This window comes from Pseudomonas sp. MWU12-3103b (assembly GCF_023100615.1).
Classification (GTDB): Bacteria; Pseudomonadota; Gammaproteobacteria; order Pseudomonadales; family Pseudomonadaceae; genus Aquipseudomonas; species Aquipseudomonas putida_A.
The window spans coordinates 132,303-153,709 of record NZ_JALMEY010000013.1 but is presented as its reverse complement, the minus strand read 5'-3'; the positions used below and the strand labels follow the sequence as shown (position 1 = coordinate 153,709).

The following is a 21,407-nucleotide window of genomic DNA, read 5'->3' as shown; positions in this document are numbered from 1 at the left end:
CGCGCCGCCGACAGACCTGGCTGGACTTGCCGGCCAGCGGAATTGAAGAGGTAGGCCATGGCTTAAGAACAGGAGCCGACGAAGGAAGCGATCAAGCAGAAGAAAAAGCGCGAGAAGGCAGCAGCGAAGGATGCTGCATTGGGCGTCGAGAAGTTTACGGTTGAGGTGGCCGGGGTGTTCAAGCCAGACCTCAAGCGGGTCATGGTCGCCCACGGCTTCAACAACCAGCAGGAGGTGTATCAGAACCTGCTGCGGAACCTGATCGCGGCTGACTTCGAAACACAAGCCAAGATGCTCAAGTGTGTCACGACACCTTTTGTTGTATTTGAAAAGGTGTCGCGAATTATTCAGGCTGCCGGCTTGAAGTCGCTCGTTGATGACCCGCCAGAGCCTGACGACGAAATCGTCAAGCCTAGGTAGATCTACTACTTCAACTGCAGCTTCAGGTGAGCCAAATAGTTAGCTGCATCGGTTTTTTGCTTTGTGCCTGGCGGGCCATCACTACCCATCAACGCGGCCTGGGCTTTTTCAAAAACCTTGCTCGACACCAGATTCATTTCTGGCGTGTTCAACAAAGCCATCAGTAGCTGTTCTACAGCATCGAGCTGATTTTGGTTTGCCATCTGCTTCTCCTATCTCCGGCTCCATGCCGGGCCGAACACAAATACCCCACTTCTACGAATCACGCCAGCCGGCGAGGATCCCCTATGTCCGCACAACAGAAGAAACACCCCTTCGATTTCAAAACTCAATACGGACTCGGCTTCAGCACTCAGGACGATGAGATCGTTGTCGACTTCTTCTGCGGTGGCGGCGGCGCCGGTACCGGGCTGGAGATGGGCCTGGGCCGCGCGGTGAATGTCGCGAAAAACCACAGCGCCGCGGCGATCAGCATGCACACCGTGAATCACCCGGGCGCCGTGCACTACACCACCGACGTGTTCGATGGTGATCCCGACACGGAATGTGGCGGCAAGGCCGTGGGCTGGTTCCACATGTCGCCGGATTGCACGCACCACAGCCAGGCCGCCGGCGGGCAGCCGCGCAAGCGCGAGATCAGGAACCTGTCGTGGATCGGGCTGAAGTGGGCCGGCAAGAAGAAGCCTCGCGTCATCAGCCTGGAGAACGTGAAACAGATCCTCCAGTGGGGGCCGCTGATAGCCAAGCGCTGCAAGACCACTGGCCGGGTTGTGAAACTCGGCGGCGGCGTTGCCGAGCCCGGCGAAGTGGTACCGGTCAGCCAGCAGTTCCTGGTACCGGATCCGGCACGCCGCGGGCAGACTTGGGCTGTGTTCGTCGCAGAGCTGCAGCGTCTGGGTTACGCAGTTGAATGGCGAGTGATCAAGGCCTGCGACTTCGGCGCACCTACCAGCCGCGAACGCCTGTTCATGATCGCCCGCTGCGATGGTCAGCCGATTGTATGGCCCGAGCCGACCCACGCGAAGCACCCGGCCAAGGGCCAAAAAAAGTGGCGCACCGCCGCCGAGTGCATCGACTGGACCATCCCGAGCAAAAGCATTTTCGACCGGGCCAAGCCGTTGGCACCGGCGACCCTTCGTCGAATCGCCAAGGGCATGAAGAAGTTCGTCATTGATGCCGCTGACCCATTCATCGTGCCGATCGCGAACTGGTCCGGTGATAGCGTGCAGTCTGCGCATGAACCGCTGCGCACCGTGACCTCCTGGCCGCGCGGCGGATCATTCGCAATGGCCAGCCCGATCATTGCGCCAGCCACGCACCAAGGCAGCGACCGAGTCAACAACCCCCACGACCCTCTCCCTACGGTCACCTGCGCAAATCGCGGCGAGCTGACATTGATCAGCCCAGTGCTGGTTGGTGCCGGTGGCCCGGCATATGCCGGAAACCCGGTAGCTGCGGATAAGCCTCTCGGCACCTTGATGACGCGTGGTCACCGCGCGCTCGCCGCGGCCCACCTGGTCAAGTTCAGGTTTGCGGACGAAGGCAAAGCGCTTGGCGAACCGCTGCCAACCATTACAAGTGGCGGCAACTACCAGCGCCCTGCCGGCGCAGCGCACGCCATGGGCATCTCAACCGTGTTCATGGCCCAGATGAGCGGCGGGTTCAACACCACCGACGCCAAGAGCGTCGACGATCCGATGACCACAGTGACCAACACCGGGAGCCAGCAGCAGCTGGTGACCGCGAACCTGGTGCACCTGCGCGGCAACTGCGATGCGCGGGACACCGCCGACCCACTGCACACCATCAGCGCCGGCGGTACTCACCACGGGCTGGTCACTGCCTTCATGGAGCGTCAGTTCGGCGCCAGCGTCGGCCAAGGCGTGGAAGAGCCAGCACCAACCATCACGGCCGGCGGTGGCGGCAAGAGTTCGTTGGTCGAACTGCAGCTCTCGCCGGAAGTTGAAGCCGGTGCGCTGCGGGTCGCGGCATTTCTGATCAGCTACTACGGCACCGAGAACATGAGCGCCGCAGACGCGCCAGCGCCAACCATCACCACCAAGGATCGGCTGGGCCTGGTTACGGTCACCATCAAGGGCACGCCCTACGTGATCATCGACATCTGCCTGCGGATGCTGCAACCGGCCGAGCTGTACAAGGCTCAGGGCTTCCCTGCCGACTACATCATCAGCCACGGCGCCGACGGCAAGCCGTTCACCAAGACCCAGCAAGTGCATATGTGCGGCAACAGCGTCAGCCCGCCGCCGATGGCTGCACTGGCACGGGCCAACGATCCGTGGCGCGCCGCCGAACGCCAAGCCGAAGCCGCATAACCCACCCTCCACCGCCCGGGCATGCCCCGGCATAGGACACCATCCATGCTGAACATCTTCTGGCGAATCATCGCCAAGGTACTCGCGCGCCCAGCAATCGCCGACTGGCTCATCGCCCGCGCCAAGCTCACCCCCTACCAGCACATCATGTCCGCCGACGGCACCGAGATGTACATGGGCCGCTGGTGGCTATTCAACCCGTACAGCAGGGAGACGCACAAGGCGAGGTTCTGGTGGTGCCCGTGGTCGTTCCGCATTCACCACATCATGCGCGAGGACGCCGATCGGGATCTGCACGACCACCCATGGAACGCTCGGACGATCATCCTGCGCGGCTGGTACACGGAGCAGCGACTGCTTCGACCTGATGATCCGGCACTTCACCAGTTACTGATGAAAGCCTCCGAGCTGCGCCAGTCATTCGACGCTGCCTTCCAGGCCACTGAGTACATCGACCGGCGCCCGGGCGACACCGCACAGCTGTTGCACGGCGAATACCACCGCATCGACCAGGTATCCCCCTGCGGCGTCATCACTCTCTTCATCACCAGCAAGTGGCGCGGTGACTGGGGATGCCTCGTAAACGGCGTGAAGGTGCCTTGGCGCACCTACACCAATTCAGACAACTGATGGAGCGTGCATGATGAGCGAAATAACAAGGACAGCGATTCAGGCACCGATCGCGGTCGCCATGGCGAGTGCGATGTCTCGAAGCCAGTTCCATGCCGTGGCGCAAGACCTGTTGCGCGACTTCGACCGGGTAACCGCCGAGCGTGACGCCCTGCAGCTGCGCCTGAACGCAGCGGATCAGCGGATTGATGATCAGGCAGGGTTGCTGCGGCGCTGTGTGATGGCCGTCCGAGAGCAGCATTGTGATCCGGACGAAGCGGAGTTCGACCTTCCTGCGGAGCTTATGGCTGATATCGATGCCCAGCTTTCCGCCAGCACCGAGTCGGGACAGGATGATGATTGGCACATGAACCCGTGCAAGCAAGGTCACCGCGATGTCGGCGCCTCGGGCGGTGTGGCGGCGTGCAATCAGTGCAACGAGAAGATTGAAGCAGCCACCACCCAAGAAGCCTTCGAGCGCTGGAACGCGACACACCCAGCCACCGAATCAGCCGGATCCCGATAAGAGTACATCTGTACTCCGCCCGCAAAAATTACTCCCACCCCCTTCAAAGTCAGCCAAATATCAGGAAGCGAACATTCAGCCCGACGATAAGTAAAGCAGTCCAGGGAGCGGGTGTGCGCATGACGCCGAACAGGAGAAAAATAAAAGGGTTCATCATGCCACCCACAACAAAAATGAGAGACACGCCTTTTGGCTTACTTGGATCAAATAGCTGCCAGACTGCTAACCCCATCCAAACTGCCCAAAAGAAGTACATCGCCACGCCGTCGACGCGGAAGAACGCACGCTTGAACGTCTGTCCAACCTTATCTGTCTCGTTGAGCATCTGGGCCACCGCAATAACTGACTCATATCGATAGTAGCCGTAGCTTCAAAAACCTCTACTCCCTCCCCTTCAAAGTCAGCCGCTATAGCGGCAAGGACGAAGTCATGTCTGCAAAAAAGCCAATCATCATGTACGACGCCCCGGAAGCGGCCAGCCTCAAAACGGTAACCGGTTGGGTTTCCGCTGACGGTCGCTTTTTCGGCGCCGACGAAAACCTTGCCCGCTACTGCGGCGCAACTCATCGCCGCTGCGACGTGAATCCTGAACATCCGATCTATGAGGTGAGCAGTTCTTGCAATGAATGCCGCCACGCCCGGCTCCAAGCAAAATTTGCGGCTATGCCGATCAAGGACTGGGCCGGCGAGCCGCTGGTTATCTTTGATGGTGACCGGTACTTCTTCGATGAAGACGATCTGCGCGACTACCTGGTCGACAGCGATATCGACCTGGCCGACCTGCAGCTCTGCATCTGTGAGCCGAACTATCCAAGTGAAATCGACCCGGCAGACCATTTCTGCGACGACCTGCCGGAAGACGGCGAGATCAACGATGACCAGTTGCTTGCGGCGTTCGAGCTGCTGAACGAGATGATTCGCCAGTCTCAACCGCTGTCCTGGTCAGAAGGAGCATTCGCAGCACGGCTCCCACAATCGCTAATCGATGAGGTTATCGCAGCGAGGGTCGCGCCATGATCTTCGCCCCGCTCTACATGGCCTACCTGATCTATCGAGGTCCATGGCGATGAATAAATTGGTTTGTGGATGGGGCATAAACGATGCCGATTACGAAATTCAGGCGAACAGGTCGTGCCTGGATAACGGAATAAAAAAATACATCACCGAGTTCGATTGCCCTTATTACCGGCGCTGGTCACACATGCTAACGCGGTGTTACAGCGATAAATTCAAACCCAGAAATCCAACCTACAGAAACACCACTGTTTGTGATGAGTGGAGGCGTTTTTCGAACTTCAAAGCCTGGATGGAAACAATGCCATGGCATGGTAATGAGCTGGACAAAGACATCCTTGGCGATGGCTCTCATTACTCACCGAGCACCTGCTGCTTCGTCCCGAAAAGCGTGAACGTATTCTGGACGAAGTGTGACGAAAAAGGCTCGAGCCTCGTTGGTGCGAGCTTTCACAAGGCCTCCGGGAGATATCGGGCTCAGTGCAATGTAGGAAAGCATCGCAAGGCATTGGGTTACTTCGATTCGGAGTTAGAGGCCCACGCAGCATGGGTCAAAGCGAAGGCTGAGTCGCTTACCATTTTGCTGGGATCGGTGGATCTTGAGGAAAGGGTTGTCCGTGGAATGAGGCGCAAGCTCAGTTTTTTTGAAGAGCGCTTGAAAGTCGGAGATCTCAAGTCGTGAGCCGCCTGGTCAGCGTCCGCACCGAGGAACTGACCGGCCCTGCGCTGGACTGGGTAATCAACGCAATCGAGGGTGACCAGCAGCCCGTCGCGGGCCAGCTGGATCTCTTCGCCCTGCCCGACGCCGAGCAACTGATCACGAAGTACGGCGTCTGGGTCGAGCGTGGCCACCAGTCACCCTGGCTGGCCGATACGGCCCGGGATCCGTTCAACCGCCAGCCCGGCGAAACCCGAACTGTCGCCGTGTTCCGCGCAGTGGTATTCGCCAAACACGGCGGCACGGTCGACGTCCCCGCCGAACTGATCCAGCAGTAACCCCTCCCCCAACTCAACAGCCTGCCGGTGTACGGCGGGCGAGGAATTCGTATGTCCGATCAAAAACACCACCTGCGCGAAGCCGTTATCGAAGCGATCATGGATATGGCCCAGCACCTGCCGCTCGACTGCCAGATGTTCGTCATCACCTGCCGGCCAGGCAAGGCCGACTTTGACCTGGTGCTGCCGTCGCCCGAGGCGAATTTGAATAACGCACTCGACGCGCTGCGCCGCCAAGGCCTGAGCATTGATGGTGACAACGCCTACAAGCGCGACCTGCTGGACTCTGTAGTCGGTGCATTGGCGCTCGGCGCGCAGAACAGCAACCCACCACCGACCGGACACTGGGGCCAGCGCTTCTGGGATATCGGCCGCGAGGAACGCGGACTGCACGAAGAGCTCGTCGCCGCGCTGAAGCTCACCCGCGAGAACCTGCGCGCCTGTCAGGCGACCATCCACTTGGCCGGCTACTTCGATCCCGCCTACGTGAACGACGCTCAAGCCGCAATGGCAGTTGCCGACGCAGCTCTGGCCAAGGCCGGCGCATAACCCATCACCACCTTCTGCCGCCACGCGCGGCATGGAGCAATTACGCCCGCCCCGGGCAGAGGACACCGCTATGCCTGGAGAGCTGCAAGTTCTACAAGCACCAGACCCCGACAAAATCACCGAAAAGCAGATGGCCGAACGCCTCGGCACAACCATGAAGGCCCTGCAGACCCGACGCAGCAGAAACCAGATCCCCGAAGGGGTATGGAACAAGTTCGGGCACAACATCATGTACAGCATCAGGAGATACGACGAATGGCTCGAAAGCCTTTGGGTTTGCCCGCCGGGCTGGAAATCAGGGGCGACACCATCCGGATCCGTTTTAGTTGGGACGGTAAGCGTCGATCCGAAACACTCGCGCTTCCCACCACGAAAGCGGGCATCAAGGCTGCCACCAGTCTTAGAGATCAAGTAGTCGGCCTGATCAAGCATGGCCTGCTCAACGAAGCGAAATACGCAGAACTGTTCCCCGGGTCGGCATTGTCCGGGGGCAAGGAGGTTTTGTTCGGGGAGTATGCGCAGGCCTGGCTGAGCGGAAGGGAAATTGAGGAAGGGACGCACCTGAACTACAAAAGCGCGCTGAACCTGTACTGGATGCCATACCTGGCACTCACTCGCTTGACGGCGATCAGCACGATGCTGCTGCGAAAAATCGTAGGGGAGATTGAGTGGTCGTCGCCAGGCGTGAAACGTAACGCCATCGTCCGACTGAGCACCATTCTGGATGATGCTGTGCGAGAAGAGCTCATCGGGAAGAACCCGGCCGAGCTATTAGACGCGCCGAAGCGCAAGAAGGGTGAGCCTGATCCGTTCACGCTGGAAGAGGCTAACAAGATAATCGCGGAGCTTTACAGCACAGAGCATTGGCCAAGTTCGATTTACGCGGCCTTCTTCGAGTTCGCTTTCTTCACCGGCATGCGGCCGCAGGAGATCATCGCCCTCCGCTGGGATGCTGTGGACAGGGTGAAGCGCCAAGCTCACGTCTGTCGCGCGATCGCCCAGGGCGTGATCAAGGAGCGCACCAAGACGAAGAAAAATCGGTATGTGCTGCTCAATGATCGCGCACTGCACGCTCTGGCGTTTGCAGAGCAGTACGCGGAGCGCCGGAAGGCTGGCACCGGGGCGATCAAGGATTTTCCCTACGTGTTCCCCCCTTCCAAGATGAGCCAGCACGTCAGACAGACCTCGGACCTGCACAAACAATGGGGGCCGGCACTGGAAAGGCTGAAGGTTCGTTATCGGCCGCCGTACAACTGCCGTCATACTTATGCGACAATATGCATAATGTCTGGCATGAATCCCGCCTTTATTGCCCAACAGCTTGGACACAGCGTCCAAATGCTGCTCTCGACCTATGCCCGCTGGCTGAATTCCAGCGGTGACTGGGGCGAGATGGAAAAGCTCCAAAATGCCCCAGGAATGGCCCAAGCGCCAAATGTGCGGCTCGCAACCCATTGATAGGTAAAGTAATTGATCTCCACAGCAAATATCACGATGCAGTTCGGCGCCAAGCCGCTCTTCGAAAACGTTTCGGTCAAATTCGGTGCGGGCAACCGCTACGGCCTGATCGGCGCCAACGGTTGCGGCAAGTCGACCTTCATGAAAATCCTCGGCGGCGACCTCGATCCGTCCGGCGGTCAGGTCATGCTCGAGCCGAACGTCCGTCTGGGTAAATTGCGCCAGGACCAGTTCGCCTACGAAGAATTCACCGTGATCGATACTGTGATCATGGGTCACGAAGAGCTGTGGAAGGTCAAGGCCGAGCGCGATCGCATCTACTCGCTGGCGGAAATGAGCGAAGAAGACGGCATGGCCGTGGCCGAGCTGGAAACCGAGTTCGCCGAGATGGACGGCTACACCGCAGAATCCCGCGCCGGTGAACTGCTGCTGGGTCTGGGTATTCCGCTGGAACAGCATTTCGGCCCGATGAGCGAAGTCTCGCCAGGCTGGAAACTGCGCGTATTGCTGGCGCAGGCGCTGTTCTCCGATCCGGAAGTGCTGTTGCTCGACGAACCGACCAACCACCTGGACATCAACACCATTCGCTGGCTGGAAAACGTTCTGACCCAGCGTAACAGCCTGATGATCATCATCTCTCACGACCGTCACTTCCTGAACAGCGTGTGCACGCACATGGCTGACCTGGATTACGGCGAGCTGCGCCTGTTCCCGGGCAACTACGACGAGTACATGACCGTGGCGACCCAGTCCCGCGAGCAACTGCTGTCGGACAACGCCAAGAAGAAAGCGCAGATTTCCGAGCTGCAATCGTTCGTCAGCCGCTTCTCGGCCAACGCCTCGAAAGCCAAACAGGCCACTTCCCGCGCCAAGGCGATCGACAAGATCCAGCTGGCCGAGGTCAAGCCGTCCAGCCGCGTCAGCCCGTTCATACGCTTCGAGCAGAACAAAAAGCTGCACCGTCAGGCGGTCATGGTCGAAAAAATGGCCAAAGGCTTCGACGGCAAGCCACTGTTCAAAGACTTCAGCTTCCAGGTTGAAGCGGGCGAGCGCGTAGCGATCATCGGCCCGAACGGTATCGGCAAAACCACCCTGCTGCGTACCCTGGTCAACGAACTGACCCCGGATGCCGGTAGCGTCAAGTGGACCGACGCCGCGGAACTGGGCTACTACGCTCAGGACCATGCGCACGACTTCGAAGACGACGTGACGCTGTTCGACTGGATGGGTCAGTGGACTCAGGGCGAGCAGATGATTCGCGGCACTCTGGGCCGCATGCTGTTCTCCAACGACGAGATCCTCAAGTCGGTCAAAGTGATTTCCGGTGGTGAGCAAGGTCGCATGCTGTTCGGCAAGCTGATCCTGCAAAAGCCGAACGTGCTGATCATGGACGAACCGACCAACCACTTGGACATGGAATCGATCGAGGCGCTGAACCTGGCGCTGGAAAACTACCCGGGCACGCTGATCTTTGTCAGCCACGACCGTGAGTTCGTATCGTCCCTGGCGACGCGCATCATCGAGCTGAGCGCCAACGGCGTGACTGACTTCAGCGGCACTTACGATGACTACCTGCGTAGTCAGGGTGTGGTGTTCTAAGAGCAGCTTCGAGCCTCCAGCTTCAAGCTTCAAGCGAAAGCCCTGTCGGTGTGACAGGGCTTTTTGCATTTCGGAGCCAATATTTATGCGGGCACCAACACCATCGCGAGCAGGCTCACTCCTACATTTGAAATGCGCCCCCTCCTGTAGGAGTGAGCCAGCTCGCGATGAGGACACCAGCAACAATCGGAATAGCCAGGAAAAATAGTTAGCCTGCTTCCTTTTATTCCAGCACCCAGCCATGATGCCCACTCTCCCACCGCCGCCCGCGAACGAGTCCACATGTCTGCGCAGCAACCGCCTCCGCAAAGCTCCCTGGCGATCACCCTGCAGATCGTCTCCATCGTGTTTTATACCTTTGTCGCCTTCCTGTGCATCGGCCTGCCGATCGCGGTGCTGCCCGGTTATGTGCATGAGCAGCTGGGTTTCAGCGCCATTATTGCGGGGCTGGTCATCGGCTCGCAGTATCTGGCCACCCTGCTCAGTCGGCCGATGGCCGGACGCATGTCGGATACGCTGGGTACCAAACGGGCGATTGTTTTTGGCTTGTCGGGGATTGTGCTCAGCGGGCTGCTGACGCTGATCTCAACGCTGTTGCAGGACTTCCCGATGCCGAGCCTGATCATTCTGATCGTCGGGCGCCTGCTTCTCGGCGTCGCACAGGGCTTGATCGGCGTCGGCACCATCAGTTGGTGCATGGGCCAGGTCGGCGTCGAACACACAGCGAGGTCGATCGGCTGGAACGGCATTGCCTCCTATGGCGCGATTGCCATTGGCGCGCCACTGGGCGTGGTCATGGTCGCCGATTACGGCTTTGCCAGCCTGGGCATCGCTCTGTCGATATTGGCCGCCGGGGCCTTGGTGTTGATCCGCAATAAACCTTCGGTGCCGGTGGTGCGCGGCGAACGGCTGCCTTTTTGGGCGGTGTTCGGGCGGATTGCACCGTATGGGGCCAGTTTGACTCTGGCGTCGATCGGCTACGGCACGCTGACCACCTTCATCACCCTTTATTACCTCAACCGTGGCTGGAGCGGCGCGGCGTATTGCCTGACGGTGTTCGGCGTATGTTTCATCCTGTCGCGGCTGCTGTTCATTTCGGCGATCAGCCGTTTTGGTGGCTTCAATTCGGCGATTGCCTGCATGAGCATCGAAACCGTCGGACTGGTGTTGCTATGGCTCGCGCCCTCTACCGCGTTCGCCCTGATCGGCGCGGGACTGGCCGGGTTTGGCTTGTCGCTGGTGTATCCGGCGCTAGGGGTCGAGGCGATCAAGCAGGTGCCCAGTTCCAGCCGTGGCTCGGGGTTGGGGGCTTACGCGGTGTTCTTTGATCTGGCGCTGGCGATTGCCGGGCCGTTGATGGGCGCAGTGGCGTTGAACCTGGGGTATGCGTGGATTTTCTTCAGTGCGGCGCTGTTGTCGGTGATCGGGCTGGGGTTGACCTTGCTGCTCAAGCGCCACTCGACATCCTGAAATTTCGTACAAATCACTGTGGGAGCGGGTTTGCTCGCGAAGGCGGTGGGTCAGTCAAAATATAGAGTGACTGATCTATCGCATTCGCGAGCAAGCCCGCTCTCACAGGGGGATTGAGTCGTTTATTGATCCGCAGTCTGCATCCCCGCCCGGCTCGGCTTGCCCAGCGTGCGCGAGAAGAACTGCCCAGCCTCGGAGATCAGGTTGCGGTGAATGTCTTCGCGATCCACGCCGTCGGCGTCGGTGCACAACGCCGGCATGGCGCGGATCTGCTCTTCGTTGCACGGCGCCATGAATACGAAGTGCCCTGCCCCGGCCAGTAATTTGAAGTCCGGTGCGGTTGGCAGTTTGCGCGCCAGAGCAGCAGCGTTTTTGTCGAAGGCCACCAGCTTGTCGCCATCGCCGCTGTACAGCAGCACCGGCACATGCACATCCGCCAGGGTGCTACGGCCGAATTTCAGGCTTAGCGGTGCCATCAACAGCAGCGCATGCACACGCGGATCGGCCACTGGCTGCAAATCGTCGCGGTCGACGATCAGTTCACCCTGGGTGTTGCAGGCATCATGGTCGTCCGGGCGTTCCTGGCAGTAGCGGCGCAGGCGATCCAGATCCGGCTGCGCGCCGGAGAGAATCAACGCGGTTTCGCCACCGGCAGAATAACCAATGACCCCGACCTGATCAGCGTTGACGAACGGCGAGAGCATCGGGTCGCCGAGGGTCGCGGTGATTGCTTCGGAAATCTGGATCGGCCGCCCATACAGATTGCTCAGGGTGCCGAGGCGGCTGTGGTCTTTGGAGTTGTCGCCGGGATGAATCACCGCGACCACCACAAAGCCCTTGCGGGCCAGCGAGGTGGCGAGGTCATGCAGTGCCAGCGGCGTGCCGGTGTTGCCGTGAGACAGCATCAGCATCGGAAAACGACCGATGGCAACCTTGGTGTCGGCGCCGGCCTCGACGGTGTAACCCTCAAGCAGGCTGCTGTGTTCGCGGTCGCTGGAAGGATAGAAGGCGATGGCGCGCATCGGTTGCAGATCCAGCGGATCGAGGAATGTCATTTCGTGGTAACCGACACTCCAGACAGGGTGTCGCCCGGGCGCGGCATGCACTGAACCGAGGCTGCCGAGCAGGCAAATCAGTAACGTTGCACAAAGACGCATCATGGGATGGCCCACCCTGTGTTACTCAATCGAAAGATCCTTTGTGTTCCGACACGCCCCAAACCCTGAGGTTCGGAGATCCGGCGCAACGGTGCACTCAGACGTTGATCGTTTGACTGCATAACCCGGGCCAGATTATGCAACAGTCAGAAACAAAAAACTCCGCATCTGGCCCTTGCAGAACCAGAATACAGAGTTTTTTGAGGGGCTACCTGAACGGCAGCTGGTCTTTACGCAATGCTTACGCGGCGGCGAACAACTGCTCGCTGATCTTCGCCTGAGCAGCGCTCATCGCGTTGTTGCGCACTTCTTCACCGTAGGCCAGACCTTCGGCACGGACGATTTCGATGTCGGTGATGCCGAGGAAGCCCAGTACCAGCTTCAGATATTCTTCGTGAGCGATGCCGCTCGCCTGACCGGCATGGATGCCGCCGGAGGTGGAGACGATCACCACTTTCTTGCCACCGCACAGGCCTTCAGGGCCGGCTTCGGTGTAGCGGAAAGTCTGGCCGGCAACGGCGACGCGGTCGATCCAGGCCTTGAGCTGGGTCGGCACGGTGAAGTTGTACATCGGCGCGGCAATGACGATGGCGTCGGCAGCGATGAATTCGGCCAGGGTCGAGGCGCTCAGTTCGGCTTCGTGCTGTTGTGCGGCGTCGCGCAGCTCAGCAGTGGTACCGGCAGCCACCAGGGTGGTCGACGAGAAGTGACTGATGGCGTCGGCGGCCAGGTCACGGTAGGTGACCACGGCGGTTGGCTCGGCGGCTTGCCAGGCTTTGACGACTTGGCTGCTCAACTGACGGGAAGCGGAGTTGTCGCCCAGAATGCTCGAATCGATGTGCAGCAGTTTCATGTGGAATCTCCTGTAAAGAATCGCCGGCGGCGACGGAATGGAGACAATCCTACGGAAGAAACCAATAGCTGATTAGCCGCCGACAATGCGATAGTTCGTCCCACTGATAGAACGGTGGACTTTTCATGCAGGATCTCAACGATCTCTACTATTTCGCCAAGGTGGTCGAGGCCGGTGGCTTCGCCGCAGCCGGGCGTTTGCTGGGCATTCCCAAGTCTCGACTGTCACGACGCATTGCCGAACTCGAAGAGCGCCTCGGCGCCCGTCTGCTGCAACGCACCACGCGCCAGTTGAACCTGACCGCGGTTGGCGAGCGCTACTTGCGTCACTGTCAGGCGATGTTGCTGGAAGCGGAGATGGCCGACGAAGCGGTCGCCAGCATGTCCAGCGAGCCACGTGGCCGCCTGCGCGTATCCTGTCCTACCGGTCTGGCGCGGGAAATGTTGCCGTGGGTGATCAGCGAATTCCTCGGCAAATTCCCTCAGGTGCAACTGGAGGTGGTGCTGCTCAATCGCCGGGTGGATCTGGTCGCCGAAGGCTTCGATGTGGCCCTGCGTGTACGCGAGTTGGGCGATGAAGACCCCTTGCTGGTCACCCGGCGTCTGCGCCAGGCACAAATGGTCGTGGTGGCCAGCCCGGCTTTTGTCGAGGGCAAAACCATCACTCATCCGCAGGACTTGAAGAACCTGCCGGTGCTCGGCGCGCTGGAGGCCGATCGCATGGTGCATGTGCGCTTGCTGGATGAGCAAGGCAACAGCGTCGAACTGAACATGGAGGCGCGGTTGGGCATCGATGACTTCATCGTGCGCAAGGCCTGTGTGCTCGCCGGCCAGGGTTTTACCCTGCTGCCGATGATGTATTGCGAAGCCGACCTTGAGAGCGGCGCGCTGGTGCAACTGTTGCCCGAGTGGTCGTTGCCCGGCGGCTGGTTGCAGGCGGTGTATCCGCATCGACGCGGGGTGATGCCGGCGGTGCGGGCATGGATCGATCATCTGGTCGAATCGTTCAATGCGTGTGGGGAGCGGTTGTTATGAACAAGGGAAAAATGAACGAAGCGGATGTCGCCGCCTTCTGCCTGGCCTTGCCGGGTGCGCGGGAGGATTACAAATGGGGCGGCGTGCGGGTGTTCTCGATTGCCGACAACAAGATGTTTGCCCTGCAAGGGCTGCGCGGGGATTCATTGGCGTTCAAGGTCGACAAGGACCTGTTTCTCGGCCATTGCGACCGCCCGGGCATTCACCCTGCGCCTTATCTGGCGCGGGCGCAGTGGATCATCATGCACCCGCCCTACCCGCTGGGTGCCGAGGAACTGCAGGGATTGCTGCAGCGTTCGCATCAGTTGGTGGTGGGCAAGTTGCCGAAGAAGACCCAGATCGGATTACTGCTCTAGCTTTTTGATTTTGGTGGGAGCGGGCTTGCTCGCGAAAGCGGTGTGTCAGACAACATATTCGTCCATTGGCACACCGCTTTCGCGAGCAAGCCCGCTCCCACATGGGTCATGTGTGAAGCTTAAAAAAGTGACAGCAGGTTCGAACCGAGAAACAACTGATCGATCCAGAACACCTGATGCAGCGCCACAATCACCCAGAACAGAATCTGAAACGACACCTTGCGCGTCTTGTGCCGGAATACCTGTTGGGCGATCAGCGCGCCGGGCCAGCCGCCGGCCAGTTCCAGCGCATGCAGGATGTTCTCCGGTGTGCGCCAGGCATCGGCGCGGGCCTTGCGCTTGTCTGCCCAGTACATGAAAAACGCCAGCACGCTGACCACGCCATAAGCGGTCAACGGCACCAGCGAGATGTCGCGCAGCCACATCGACAGCGAGCCGAACAGCGGCAGCGCGCAGACGATCAGCAGCACCGCCAGTTTCAGTTTCAGATGCTGAATGCCGCCACCGGACGGTCGTCCATCCGGGCGGCGCGCGCGGGAATCACTCATGGTTTCGCCGCCGACCAATCCACCCAGCCGAACTGCCAGGTCCCCAGAATCACCAGACCGAAAACAATCCGGTACCAGGCGAATGCCGCGTAACTGTGGCTGGCGATGAACTTGAGCAGACCGCGCACGGCGATCATGGCGAAGATGAACGCGGTGATGAAACCAATGGCGAACACCGGGAAGTCCGCCGGCACAAACAGATGGCGATACTTGTAACCGGAGTACACCGCCGCACCGACCATGGTTGGCATCGCCAGGAAGAACGAGAACTCGGTCGCAGTCTTGCGCGACAGGCCAAACAGCAGGCCGCCGATGATCGTCGAGCCCGAACGCGAGGTACCGGGGATCATCGCCAGACACTGCGCGAAACCGACTTTCAGCGCGTCCTTCCAGGTGATCTCGTCCACGGTTTCGGCGTGCACTTCATGTTGGCGACGCTCGGCCCACAGCATGATCACACCGCCCACCACCAGCGCGGTCGCGACAGTGATCGGATTGAACAGGTATTGGTGAATCAGGTCAGCAAAAATCACCCCCAGCACCACCGCTGGCAGAAACGCGATCAGCAGGTTGGCGGTAAAACGCCGCGCACTCGGCTGGGTCGGCAAGCCGATCACCACGTCGAGAATCTTGCGACGAAACTCCCAGACCACCGCGAGGATCGCGCCGAGCTGAATAATGATGTTGAACGCCATGGCCCGTTCGCCGCCGAACTCGAGCAGGTCGGCAACAATGATCTGGTGTCCAGTACTGGAAATGGGCAAAAACTCCGTCAGCCCCTCTACAACTCCAAGAATCAGTGCCTGCAAGGCGGTCCAAAGATCCATCAATCCCCCAAAGAGCGATGCACGCGGGCATGCCCCGATAATATTTTTCTAACGTTCACTGCGTTCAGCGTAGCTGTACCGATTCCGCGCGCACAGGATCCACACGAAACGGTCAAAATTCCGTGAAATATCAATTTGGATTCAGGTTTTCACGCGCGGGGCCGAAATCCTAACAGACAAGCCTTAATAGTGCTGCGGCGTTATTCGACTTGGGTCGCGTATGCCTGACCACCCAAACGTGGTTGGATGCTGGCGTTGATTTATTACAAGAAAAAGAAATCGGAGTGACAGCGTTATGAACAGCTTGCGCAGTGTGTCGATCAGCCGACGCTTGTGGCTCATTTTGATTGTGGCGGTGGTCATGTTGTTGACCTTGGGCGTGTTGATGCTCAAGCAGATCCACGATGACCTGTACCACGCCAAAGCGCAGAAAACCCAGCATGTGGTGCAGACCGCCAGCGGCCTGCTGACCTATTACCACGACCTGGAAACCGCTGGCACCCTCACCCGCGACGCCGCACAGAAGCAAGCGCTGACCGCCATTCGCGGCCTGCGCTACGACCAGAGCGATTACTTCTGGATCAACGACCTCACCCCCGTGATGGTCATGCACCCGACCAACCCCAAACTCGAAGGCCAGAACCTCTCGTCGATCCGCGACCCGGACGGTTTCGCGGTGTTCAATGAAATGGTCGCGATCGCCAAAAGCAAAGGCGCCGGCATGGTCGATTACCGCTGGCCCAAGCCCGGTGCCAGCGAACCGGTGGCGAAAACCTCCTATGTAAAATTGTTCGAGCCGTGGGGCTGGGTGCTCGGTTCGGGCGTTTACGTCGATGATGTGCAGAGCGAGTTCCGGGGGCAGTTAATCAAGGCTTCGGTGATTGGTTTGGTGATCGCCGTGATCATGGCCCTGCTGGTGATTTTGATTGCCCGCAGCATCGTCCGTCCGTTACAGGAAACCGTGAACGCCATGGCCAACATCGCCAGCGGCGAGAGCGACCTGACCCGTAGCCTCGACACCCACGGTCAGGACGAAGTCACGCAACTGGCGCATCACTTCAACGCCTTCACCGCCAAGTTGCGCCGGGTCATCGGTGACCTGCAGGTTTCGGCCAGTGCGCTGGGTCAGTCGTCCAGCGAACTGGGCAACGATGCGACTCAGGCCCAGCAGCGCAGCCAACAGCAATCGCAGCAGATGGAACTGGTCGCAACCGCAATCAACGAAGTGACCTACGGCGTGCAGGATGTGGCGAAGAACGCCGAACATGCTGCCGCTGAAATGCGCGATGCCGAAGCTCAGGCGCAGCAGGGCCAGATCAACATCGACGGCAGTCTGCAACAGATCGACAAGTTGTCCGGAACCATTGACCAAGCGGTCGAAGTGATTCGCACCCTGGCGGCCGAAAGTACGCAGATCGGCAGTGTGCTGGAAGTGATCCGCTCGATTGCCGAGCAAACCAACCTGCTGGCGCTCAACGCGGCCATCGAAGCGGCCCGCGCCGGGGAACAGGGCCGGGGCTTTGCGGTGGTGGCTGATGAAGTACGGTTGCTGGCGCAGCGCACGCAAAAGTCGACCGCGGAAATTCAAAGCATGATCGAACGCCTGCAGAATCATTCCGAAGCAGCGGTGAAAGTCATTGGCGACAGCAGCAAGGCCTCGCAACTGACCATCGAACAGGCGGGATTGGCCGGCGCGAGCTTGAATGCCATCGGCCAGGCCCTGCGCAATCTCAATGGCCTGAACGCCTCGATTGCCAGCGCCACGCTGCAACAGGCGCATGTGGTCGAGGACATCAATCAGAACGTCACGCAGGCCGCCGGTCTGTCGCACAGTACGGCGCTGGCGGCGGAGCAGTCGAGTGCGGCGAGCGTGAAGTTGGGGCAATTGAGTGAACAGCTGAACCAGCTTCTGCGCCAGTTCCGCGTCTGACCTAACCCCCTCTGTGGGAGCGAGCTTGCTCGCGAAGGCTTGGTGTCAGTCGATAGAGTCGTTACTGATAAAACGCTTTCGCGAGCAAGCTCGCTCCCACAGGTGGACCAGGTGCCCCGTCAAAATCGGCAAGGCTCGCTCCCACAGGTTTTTGGGTACAATCCGCTCCCTCGTCAATTCCCCCAAGGAACCCCCATGTCCGGGCTTGAACTGTTTGCCGCCGCCCTCGGTGTGATCGCCGTCTGGCTGACGGTCAAACAGAATCCGTGGTGCTGGCCGATCGGCCTGGTCATGGTGTTGCTGTACAGCTGGATTTTCTATGACGTGAAGCTGTACTCGGACATGTTGCTGCAAGTGATTTACGCCGCGCTGCAAGTCTACGGCTGGTGGCAGTGGACCCGCGCCGGGACGATGCATGACGGCCGTGAAGTCACGCGCCTGGATCAGCGCTCGATACTGCTCGGCCTGAGCGTAGGCGCCCTCGGCAGCCTGCTGCTGGGTGCGGCCATGGCGCACTGGACCGACGCGGCGCAGCCGTGGCTCGATGCCGCGCTGACGGCGTTCAGCCTGGTTGCGCAATTGTGGATGGCGCAGAAACGCCTGCAATGCTGGGCGCTGTGGTTCGTGCTGGATGTGATTTTCGTCGGTCTGTTCCTGTACAAGGGTCTGTACCTCACCGCCGCGCTGTATGCCCTGTTCACCCTGATTGCTGTGCAAGGCTGGCGCGAATGGCGCGCCGATCCGGCGTTGCAGCGATGAAGGTAGTTGTCCTCACCGGCCCGGAATCCACCGGCAAGAGCTGGCTGGCCGCTGGCCTTCAGGCGCGCTTCGGCGGCCTGCGGGTGGACGAATACGTGCGCTGGTTCATCGAGCAGAATCCACGCGATACCTGCCTCAACGACATCCCCGCTATTGCCCGTGGGCAGTTGCAATGGGAGGATCAGGCACGGGCGCAGCAACCGCAATTGCTGATTCTCGATACCCATTTGCTGAGCAACATCCTCTGGAGCCAGACCCTGTTTGGCGACTGCCCGGCGTGGCTGGAACCCGAGCTGCTGGCCCGGCATTACGACCTGCATCTGCTGTTGTCGCCGGAGCAGATCGACTGGACCGACGACGGCCAACGCTGCCAGCCGCAACTCAGCGAACGCATGGCGTTCTTTCAGGCCACTCGCGACTGGCTGGAACAACAACGGCAACCGCTGCAGATCATTCAGGGCGATTGGGATGAGCGGCGGTCTCAGGCTTTCGAAGCCGTGGCGCGTTTAATGGCTGATTGACCTGGCAAACAGCTCCTTTCGGAGCCCAAGTGTCCATTCTTGAAACACCCACCCCCGCGCAAAGCAGCCGTTTAAATGGCCTTCATCATTCTGTCAGGGTATCTGTTACGCCGGTGAAACAGTCCCCGGCAAACCCTTGTTCCAGAGCTTTGCACCGCCCATGCCCCCGCCGCTGTCGACATGACTGTTTCAGCGCTGAAACAGGTTATGTATCAAGATTGCGTGCCGCAGCGCCAACCCGTTGAAAACAATAGACAACTCAAAAGCGGCACAGCTTTCGCTCTCTCCTTCCCAACGCTGACAAGAGCCAGCCCACTGAAGAAGGAATTGCCGCCGTGGGGAATATCAATAAAGGCCTGACCTGCCTTCTGCTGATTGGATCAGCCGCCAGCACATTCATCAGTTTCAACGTTCAGGCCGAAGGCAATGGCGTGATCGTTCTCAACCGCGACGTCCAGCCTATTGCAATCGGGCGCAGCGGTGGCAAAGACCCGTATCCAACCACGGTCAACGCCAACCCTTCCGATCGAATCCATCAAGCGATGACCAGCACCGAACTCAGTGATGGCGACTTTGCCAGTGTCGCCAGCGGCGCTTCGATCCGCAGCAACATGATCACGCCGAACTCGGACATGCCCGGCATGAATGTGTTGACCAACCCCAACGGCCTGCCTGGCATGAGTGCCGGTCACGGCGGCGGCGGTGGCGGCACGATCTCCAACACGATCAATCGCTCGCTGAGCACCGGTCTGGCGCCGCTGACTCGCATGGCTGGAGGTCAATGAGATGAATCGTTCCCTTCTGCTGCTTGCCCTCTTCAGCTGTGCCAGCGTCATGGCCGATCCGAGTTCCGTGAACAACGCAGACATCCAGGATACCGGTGTGCAGTACCGCGGCAACTTCAATGTCAACCAGGCCGCCGGCGACCAGATGCAACAGACCAACACCAAAGCGATCGCCATTGGCACCAATGCCAGTGCCACCACCATCGTCAGGCAAAAGCTGGATACCCCTGCCAACCCGTCGATGAACGCCAGCGCCACCATTGGCGGCACCTCTTTCAGTAATGGCAACGGGATCCTGGGCGTGAACCAGGGCGCCGGTGCCAACAACCAGATGGCCAACGTGACGCGCGTCAGCATCAGTGCTGCCCCGCAAAGCGTTGACGACAGCGCCCTGTCGCAACAGAACGTGGCGCTTTTACCGAGCTCAGGAGCAACTGGCACCTCACCCGGCAGTCGCCAGGTCACGACAAGTGATCAGGCCTTCACCGGCAGCCGAGGGGTGATTCAGGTGAACCAGAGTGCCGGGGTGGGGAACCGTATGGCTAACACCCTGAGCATCCGGGTCGCTGACTGACCCAAACAACAAAAGCAGTGCAATTAGAAAGTACCAACACTTAACCAACTAATAAGCACGATGGAGAAACACCATGAAAACTACAATGGCTCTCAAACCACTGGTTTTCGCACTTGCAGCAGTAATGGCAATGGCGGCTCAAGCAGGCGGCAATGATCATGGTAACAACGGTGGTCACGGTCACAACCCTCCTCCACCAAAAGGCCCTACCCTGGAAGAACTGCTGCAAATCGGCGCAGGTGCCGGTGCTGCAGTGCTCGACGTGCAAAACAACGGCGGTAACACCGTCCTGAACCAGGGCACCCAGAACAACGCCGGCATCAGTGGCTCGCTTAACGGCGCCAACGGCAACATCGGGGCCAACAACGTGGCCGGTGACGGCAACCAGCAAGACAACGCCGCGGCTCTGGCCACCGCTGACGAAAGCTTCATCTTCGGCTCTGCGGTGTCCGCTTCCAGCGCCACTCAAGTCAACAGCAACAACACCGTTGGCAACTACTCCAGCACCAACAACGCCGGCATGAACAACGTCGGCAACAGTGGCTCGGGTAACATTGGCGTGAACAACGCTGCCGGCAACTTCAACCAACAGAAAAACAACCTGGCAATCGCGGTGTCCGGTGGTCGTGTAGCGCAAGCCGCTGCTGCTGCCAACCAAAGCACTACCGGTCTGCAAGTCGGCAACAACGGCACTCAGACCTACAAAAAAGACACCCTCACTGGCACTGTCGCCGCCGTCGGCGTATTCGGCGCCGTGGGCGAAGCTACCATCAAAGGTGATAGCCACGGCGGTGGCGGTTATGGCAACGACGACAAAGGCCATGGCGGCAATGGCGGCAGCAAAGATCAGAAAGCCACCTTCGAAGCTGTGGGTGCCTTCGGTCTTGCTGGTGTAACCACGCAACAAGTGCTGACCCCAGACGGCTGGAAAAACCCAGTTACCAACAACGCCAGCATGACCAACGTAGGCAACAACTGGTCGGGTAACGGTGGCTTCAACAACGCTGCCGGTGTTGGCAACCAACAAAGCAACTCGCTGTCCATCGCTGCAGGTTGCAAAGCCTGCATGTAATCGCGATCGAAACGAAA

25 protein-coding genes are annotated in these 21,407 nt (G+C 59.6%); 19 read left to right on the top strand and 6 right to left on the bottom strand.

Annotated features, from left to right (window positions below; all coding sequences use genetic code 11):
- The first annotated feature begins 90 nt into the window (after nt 1–90).
- Nucleotides 91–420: a hypothetical protein gene (locus M0808_RS20195; protein ID WP_247842296.1), complete on the top strand. Its 330-nt coding sequence runs from the start codon at nt 91–93 to the stop codon at nt 418–420.
- Between the two features lie 5 nt (nt 421–425).
- Here M0808_RS20195 and M0808_RS20190 read toward each other — a convergent pair whose 3' ends face one another.
- Nucleotides 426–623, bottom strand: a complete 198-nt coding sequence (locus M0808_RS20190; protein ID WP_247842234.1) for a hypothetical protein — start codon at nt 621–623, stop codon at nt 426–428.
- 84 nt (nt 624–707) lie between these two features.
- Between M0808_RS20190 and M0808_RS20185 the strand changes: the two genes are divergently transcribed.
- The 3 genes from M0808_RS20185 to M0808_RS20175 are packed head-to-tail and all read left to right on the top strand — an operon-like array spanning nt 708 to nt 3,888.
- Complete coding sequence (locus tag M0808_RS20185) at nt 708–2,753, top strand: DNA cytosine methyltransferase (RefSeq protein WP_247842233.1); 2,046 nt, start codon at nt 708–710, stop codon at nt 2,751–2,753.
- Nucleotides 2,754–2,798: 45 nt separating this feature from the next.
- On the top strand, nt 2,799–3,383 hold the full coding sequence (locus tag M0808_RS20180; protein ID WP_247842232.1) for a hypothetical protein: 585 nt from the start codon (nt 2,799–2,801) through the stop codon (nt 3,381–3,383).
- A gap of 10 nt (nt 3,384–3,393) precedes the next feature.
- A complete protein-coding gene (locus tag M0808_RS20175; protein ID WP_247842231.1) occupies nt 3,394–3,888 on the top strand; it encodes a hypothetical protein in 495 nt (164 codons plus the stop codon).
- Between the two features lie 49 nt (nt 3,889–3,937).
- Here M0808_RS20175 and M0808_RS20170 read toward each other — a convergent pair whose 3' ends face one another.
- Complete coding sequence (locus M0808_RS20170; protein ID WP_247842230.1) at nt 3,938–4,213, bottom strand: hypothetical protein; 276 nt, start codon at nt 4,211–4,213, stop codon at nt 3,938–3,940.
- 104 nt (nt 4,214–4,317) lie between these two features.
- Between M0808_RS20170 and M0808_RS20165 the strand changes: the two genes are divergently transcribed.
- From M0808_RS20165 to M0808_RS20135, 7 genes are all read left to right on the top strand, one after another.
- Entirely contained in the window at nt 4,318–4,905 is a 588-nt protein-coding gene (locus M0808_RS20165) for a hypothetical protein (RefSeq protein WP_247842229.1), read from the top strand.
- Between the two features lie 49 nt (nt 4,906–4,954).
- On the top strand, nt 4,955–5,584 hold the full coding sequence (locus tag M0808_RS20160) for a hypothetical protein (protein ID WP_247842228.1): 630 nt from the start codon (nt 4,955–4,957) through the stop codon (nt 5,582–5,584).
- Complete coding sequence (locus M0808_RS20155; protein WP_247842227.1) at nt 5,581–5,898, top strand: hypothetical protein; 318 nt, start codon at nt 5,581–5,583, stop codon at nt 5,896–5,898. Before M0808_RS20160 ends, M0808_RS20155 begins: the two co-directional genes overlap by 4 nt.
- A 51-nt stretch (nt 5,899–5,949) precedes the next feature.
- Nucleotides 5,950–6,447 carry a hypothetical protein gene (locus M0808_RS20150; RefSeq protein WP_247842226.1) on the top strand — a complete coding sequence of 166 codons (498 nt, stop codon included), beginning with the start codon at nt 5,950–5,952 and terminating at the stop codon, nt 6,445–6,447.
- Nucleotides 6,448–6,702: 255 nt separating this feature from the next.
- Complete coding sequence (locus tag M0808_RS20145; RefSeq protein WP_247842225.1) at nt 6,703–7,905, top strand: tyrosine-type recombinase/integrase; 1,203 nt, start codon at nt 6,703–6,705, stop codon at nt 7,903–7,905.
- A gap of 12 nt (nt 7,906–7,917) precedes the next feature.
- A complete protein-coding gene (locus M0808_RS20140) occupies nt 7,918–9,504 on the top strand; it encodes an ABC-F family ATPase (RefSeq protein WP_027612713.1) in 1,587 nt (528 codons plus the stop codon).
- Nucleotides 9,505–9,786: 282 nt separating this feature from the next.
- Entirely contained in the window at nt 9,787–10,974 is a 1,188-nt protein-coding gene (locus M0808_RS20135; RefSeq protein WP_247842224.1) for an MFS transporter, read from the top strand.
- A 122-nt stretch (nt 10,975–11,096) separates the two neighbouring features.
- Here M0808_RS20135 and M0808_RS20130 read toward each other — a convergent pair whose 3' ends face one another.
- Both M0808_RS20130 and M0808_RS20125 read right to left on the bottom strand, forming a co-directional pair.
- Nucleotides 11,097–12,134, bottom strand: coding sequence for a dienelactone hydrolase (locus M0808_RS20130; RefSeq protein WP_123586467.1), 1,038 nt, complete (start codon nt 12,132–12,134; stop codon nt 11,097–11,099).
- A gap of 238 nt (nt 12,135–12,372) precedes the next feature.
- Entirely contained in the window at nt 12,373–12,984 is a 612-nt protein-coding gene (locus M0808_RS20125) for an FMN-dependent NADH-azoreductase (RefSeq protein WP_064587669.1), read from the bottom strand.
- A 125-nt stretch (nt 12,985–13,109) separates the two neighbouring features.
- On the opposite strand from M0808_RS20125, the gene M0808_RS20120 reads away from it, so the two are divergent.
- Together M0808_RS20120 and M0808_RS20115 are read left to right on the top strand one after the other, a co-directional pair.
- On the top strand, nt 13,110–14,018 hold the full coding sequence (locus M0808_RS20120) for a LysR substrate-binding domain-containing protein (RefSeq protein WP_007964611.1): 909 nt from the start codon (nt 13,110–13,112) through the stop codon (nt 14,016–14,018).
- The gene (locus M0808_RS20115) at nt 14,015–14,374 is read left to right on the top strand and encodes an MmcQ/YjbR family DNA-binding protein (RefSeq protein ID WP_247842223.1); all 360 of its coding nucleotides are present in this window, start codon (nt 14,015–14,017) and stop codon (nt 14,372–14,374) included. The genes M0808_RS20120 and M0808_RS20115 overlap by 4 nt, the downstream gene beginning before the upstream one ends.
- A 119-nt stretch (nt 14,375–14,493) precedes the next feature.
- Here M0808_RS20115 and M0808_RS20110 read toward each other — a convergent pair whose 3' ends face one another.
- Together M0808_RS20110 and M0808_RS20105 are read right to left on the bottom strand one after the other, a co-directional pair.
- A complete protein-coding gene (locus M0808_RS20110; protein WP_247842222.1) occupies nt 14,494–14,922 on the bottom strand; it encodes a DUF1294 domain-containing protein in 429 nt (142 codons plus the stop codon).
- Complete coding sequence (locus M0808_RS20105) at nt 14,919–15,749, bottom strand: undecaprenyl-diphosphate phosphatase (RefSeq protein ID WP_247842221.1); 831 nt, start codon at nt 15,747–15,749, stop codon at nt 14,919–14,921. Before M0808_RS20105 ends, M0808_RS20110 begins: the two co-directional genes overlap by 4 nt.
- Nucleotides 15,750–16,044: 295 nt before the next feature.
- Here M0808_RS20105 and M0808_RS20100 point away from each other — a divergent pair, with 295 nt between their 5' ends.
- The 6 genes from M0808_RS20100 to M0808_RS20075 all read left to right on the top strand — a co-directional run bounded on the left by M0808_RS20100 (nt 16,045) and on the right by M0808_RS20075 (nt 21,390).
- On the top strand, nt 16,045–17,679 hold the full coding sequence (locus M0808_RS20100) for a methyl-accepting chemotaxis protein (RefSeq protein ID WP_247842220.1): 1,635 nt from the start codon (nt 16,045–16,047) through the stop codon (nt 17,677–17,679).
- Between the two features lie 195 nt (nt 17,680–17,874).
- Nucleotides 17,875–18,438, top strand: a complete 564-nt coding sequence (pnuC, locus tag M0808_RS20095) for a nicotinamide riboside transporter PnuC (protein WP_098964140.1) — start codon at nt 17,875–17,877, stop codon at nt 18,436–18,438.
- On the top strand, nt 18,435–18,959 hold the full coding sequence (locus tag M0808_RS20090; protein WP_027612704.1) for an AAA family ATPase: 525 nt from the start codon (nt 18,435–18,437) through the stop codon (nt 18,957–18,959). Before pnuC ends, M0808_RS20090 begins: the two co-directional genes overlap by 4 nt.
- Before the next feature lie 335 nt (nt 18,960–19,294).
- Entirely contained in the window at nt 19,295–19,744 is a 450-nt protein-coding gene (locus tag M0808_RS20085) for a hypothetical protein (RefSeq protein ID WP_098964142.1), read from the top strand.
- Nucleotide 19,745: 1 nt separating this feature from the next.
- On the top strand, nt 19,746–20,318 hold the full coding sequence (locus tag M0808_RS20080; RefSeq protein WP_098964143.1) for an adhesin: 573 nt from the start codon (nt 19,746–19,748) through the stop codon (nt 20,316–20,318).
- 73 nt (nt 20,319–20,391) lie between these two features.
- The gene (locus tag M0808_RS20075; RefSeq protein WP_098964144.1) at nt 20,392–21,390 is read left to right on the top strand and encodes a heme utilization protein; all 999 of its coding nucleotides are present in this window, start codon (nt 20,392–20,394) and stop codon (nt 21,388–21,390) included.
- The last annotated feature ends 17 nt before the right edge of the window (nt 21,391–21,407 follow it).

Coding starts and splice junctions, on each gene's coding strand:
- M0808_RS20190 (WP_247842234.1), bottom strand. CDS start 623: ATGGCAAACCAAAATCAGCTCGATGCTGTAGAACAGCTACTGATGGCT.
- M0808_RS20185 (WP_247842233.1), top strand. CDS start 708: ATGTCCGCACAACAGAAGAAACACCCCTTCGATTTCAAAACTCAATAC.
- M0808_RS20180 (WP_247842232.1), top strand. CDS start 2,799: ATGCTGAACATCTTCTGGCGAATCATCGCCAAGGTACTCGCGCGCCCA.
- M0808_RS20175 (WP_247842231.1), top strand. CDS start 3,394: ATGATGAGCGAAATAACAAGGACAGCGATTCAGGCACCGATCGCGGTC.
- M0808_RS20170 (WP_247842230.1), bottom strand. CDS start 4,213: ATGCTCAACGAGACAGATAAGGTTGGACAGACGTTCAAGCGTGCGTTC.
- M0808_RS20165 (WP_247842229.1), top strand. CDS start 4,318: ATGTCTGCAAAAAAGCCAATCATCATGTACGACGCCCCGGAAGCGGCC.
- M0808_RS20160 (WP_247842228.1), top strand. CDS start 4,955: ATGAATAAATTGGTTTGTGGATGGGGCATAAACGATGCCGATTACGAA.
- M0808_RS20150 (WP_247842226.1), top strand. CDS start 5,950: ATGTCCGATCAAAAACACCACCTGCGCGAAGCCGTTATCGAAGCGATC.
- M0808_RS20145 (WP_247842225.1), top strand. CDS start 6,703: ATGGCTCGAAAGCCTTTGGGTTTGCCCGCCGGGCTGGAAATCAGGGGC.
- M0808_RS20135 (WP_247842224.1), top strand. CDS start 9,787: ATGTCTGCGCAGCAACCGCCTCCGCAAAGCTCCCTGGCGATCACCCTG.
- M0808_RS20130 (WP_123586467.1), bottom strand. CDS start 12,134: ATGATGCGTCTTTGTGCAACGTTACTGATTTGCCTGCTCGGCAGCCTC.
- M0808_RS20125 (WP_064587669.1), bottom strand. CDS start 12,984: ATGAAACTGCTGCACATCGATTCGAGCATTCTGGGCGACAACTCCGCT.
- M0808_RS20120 (WP_007964611.1), top strand. CDS start 13,110: ATGCAGGATCTCAACGATCTCTACTATTTCGCCAAGGTGGTCGAGGCC.
- M0808_RS20115 (WP_247842223.1), top strand. CDS start 14,015: ATGAACAAGGGAAAAATGAACGAAGCGGATGTCGCCGCCTTCTGCCTG.
- M0808_RS20110 (WP_247842222.1), bottom strand. CDS start 14,922: ATGAGTGATTCCCGCGCGCGCCGCCCGGATGGACGACCGTCCGGTGGC.
- M0808_RS20105 (WP_247842221.1), bottom strand. CDS start 15,749: ATGGATCTTTGGACCGCCTTGCAGGCACTGATTCTTGGAGTTGTAGAG.
- M0808_RS20100 (WP_247842220.1), top strand. CDS start 16,045: ATGAACAGCTTGCGCAGTGTGTCGATCAGCCGACGCTTGTGGCTCATT.
- pnuC (WP_098964140.1), top strand. CDS start 17,875: ATGTCCGGGCTTGAACTGTTTGCCGCCGCCCTCGGTGTGATCGCCGTC.
- M0808_RS20090 (WP_027612704.1), top strand. CDS start 18,435: ATGAAGGTAGTTGTCCTCACCGGCCCGGAATCCACCGGCAAGAGCTGG.
- M0808_RS20080 (WP_098964143.1), top strand. CDS start 19,746: ATGAATCGTTCCCTTCTGCTGCTTGCCCTCTTCAGCTGTGCCAGCGTC.
- M0808_RS20075 (WP_098964144.1), top strand. CDS start 20,392: ATGAAAACTACAATGGCTCTCAAACCACTGGTTTTCGCACTTGCAGCA.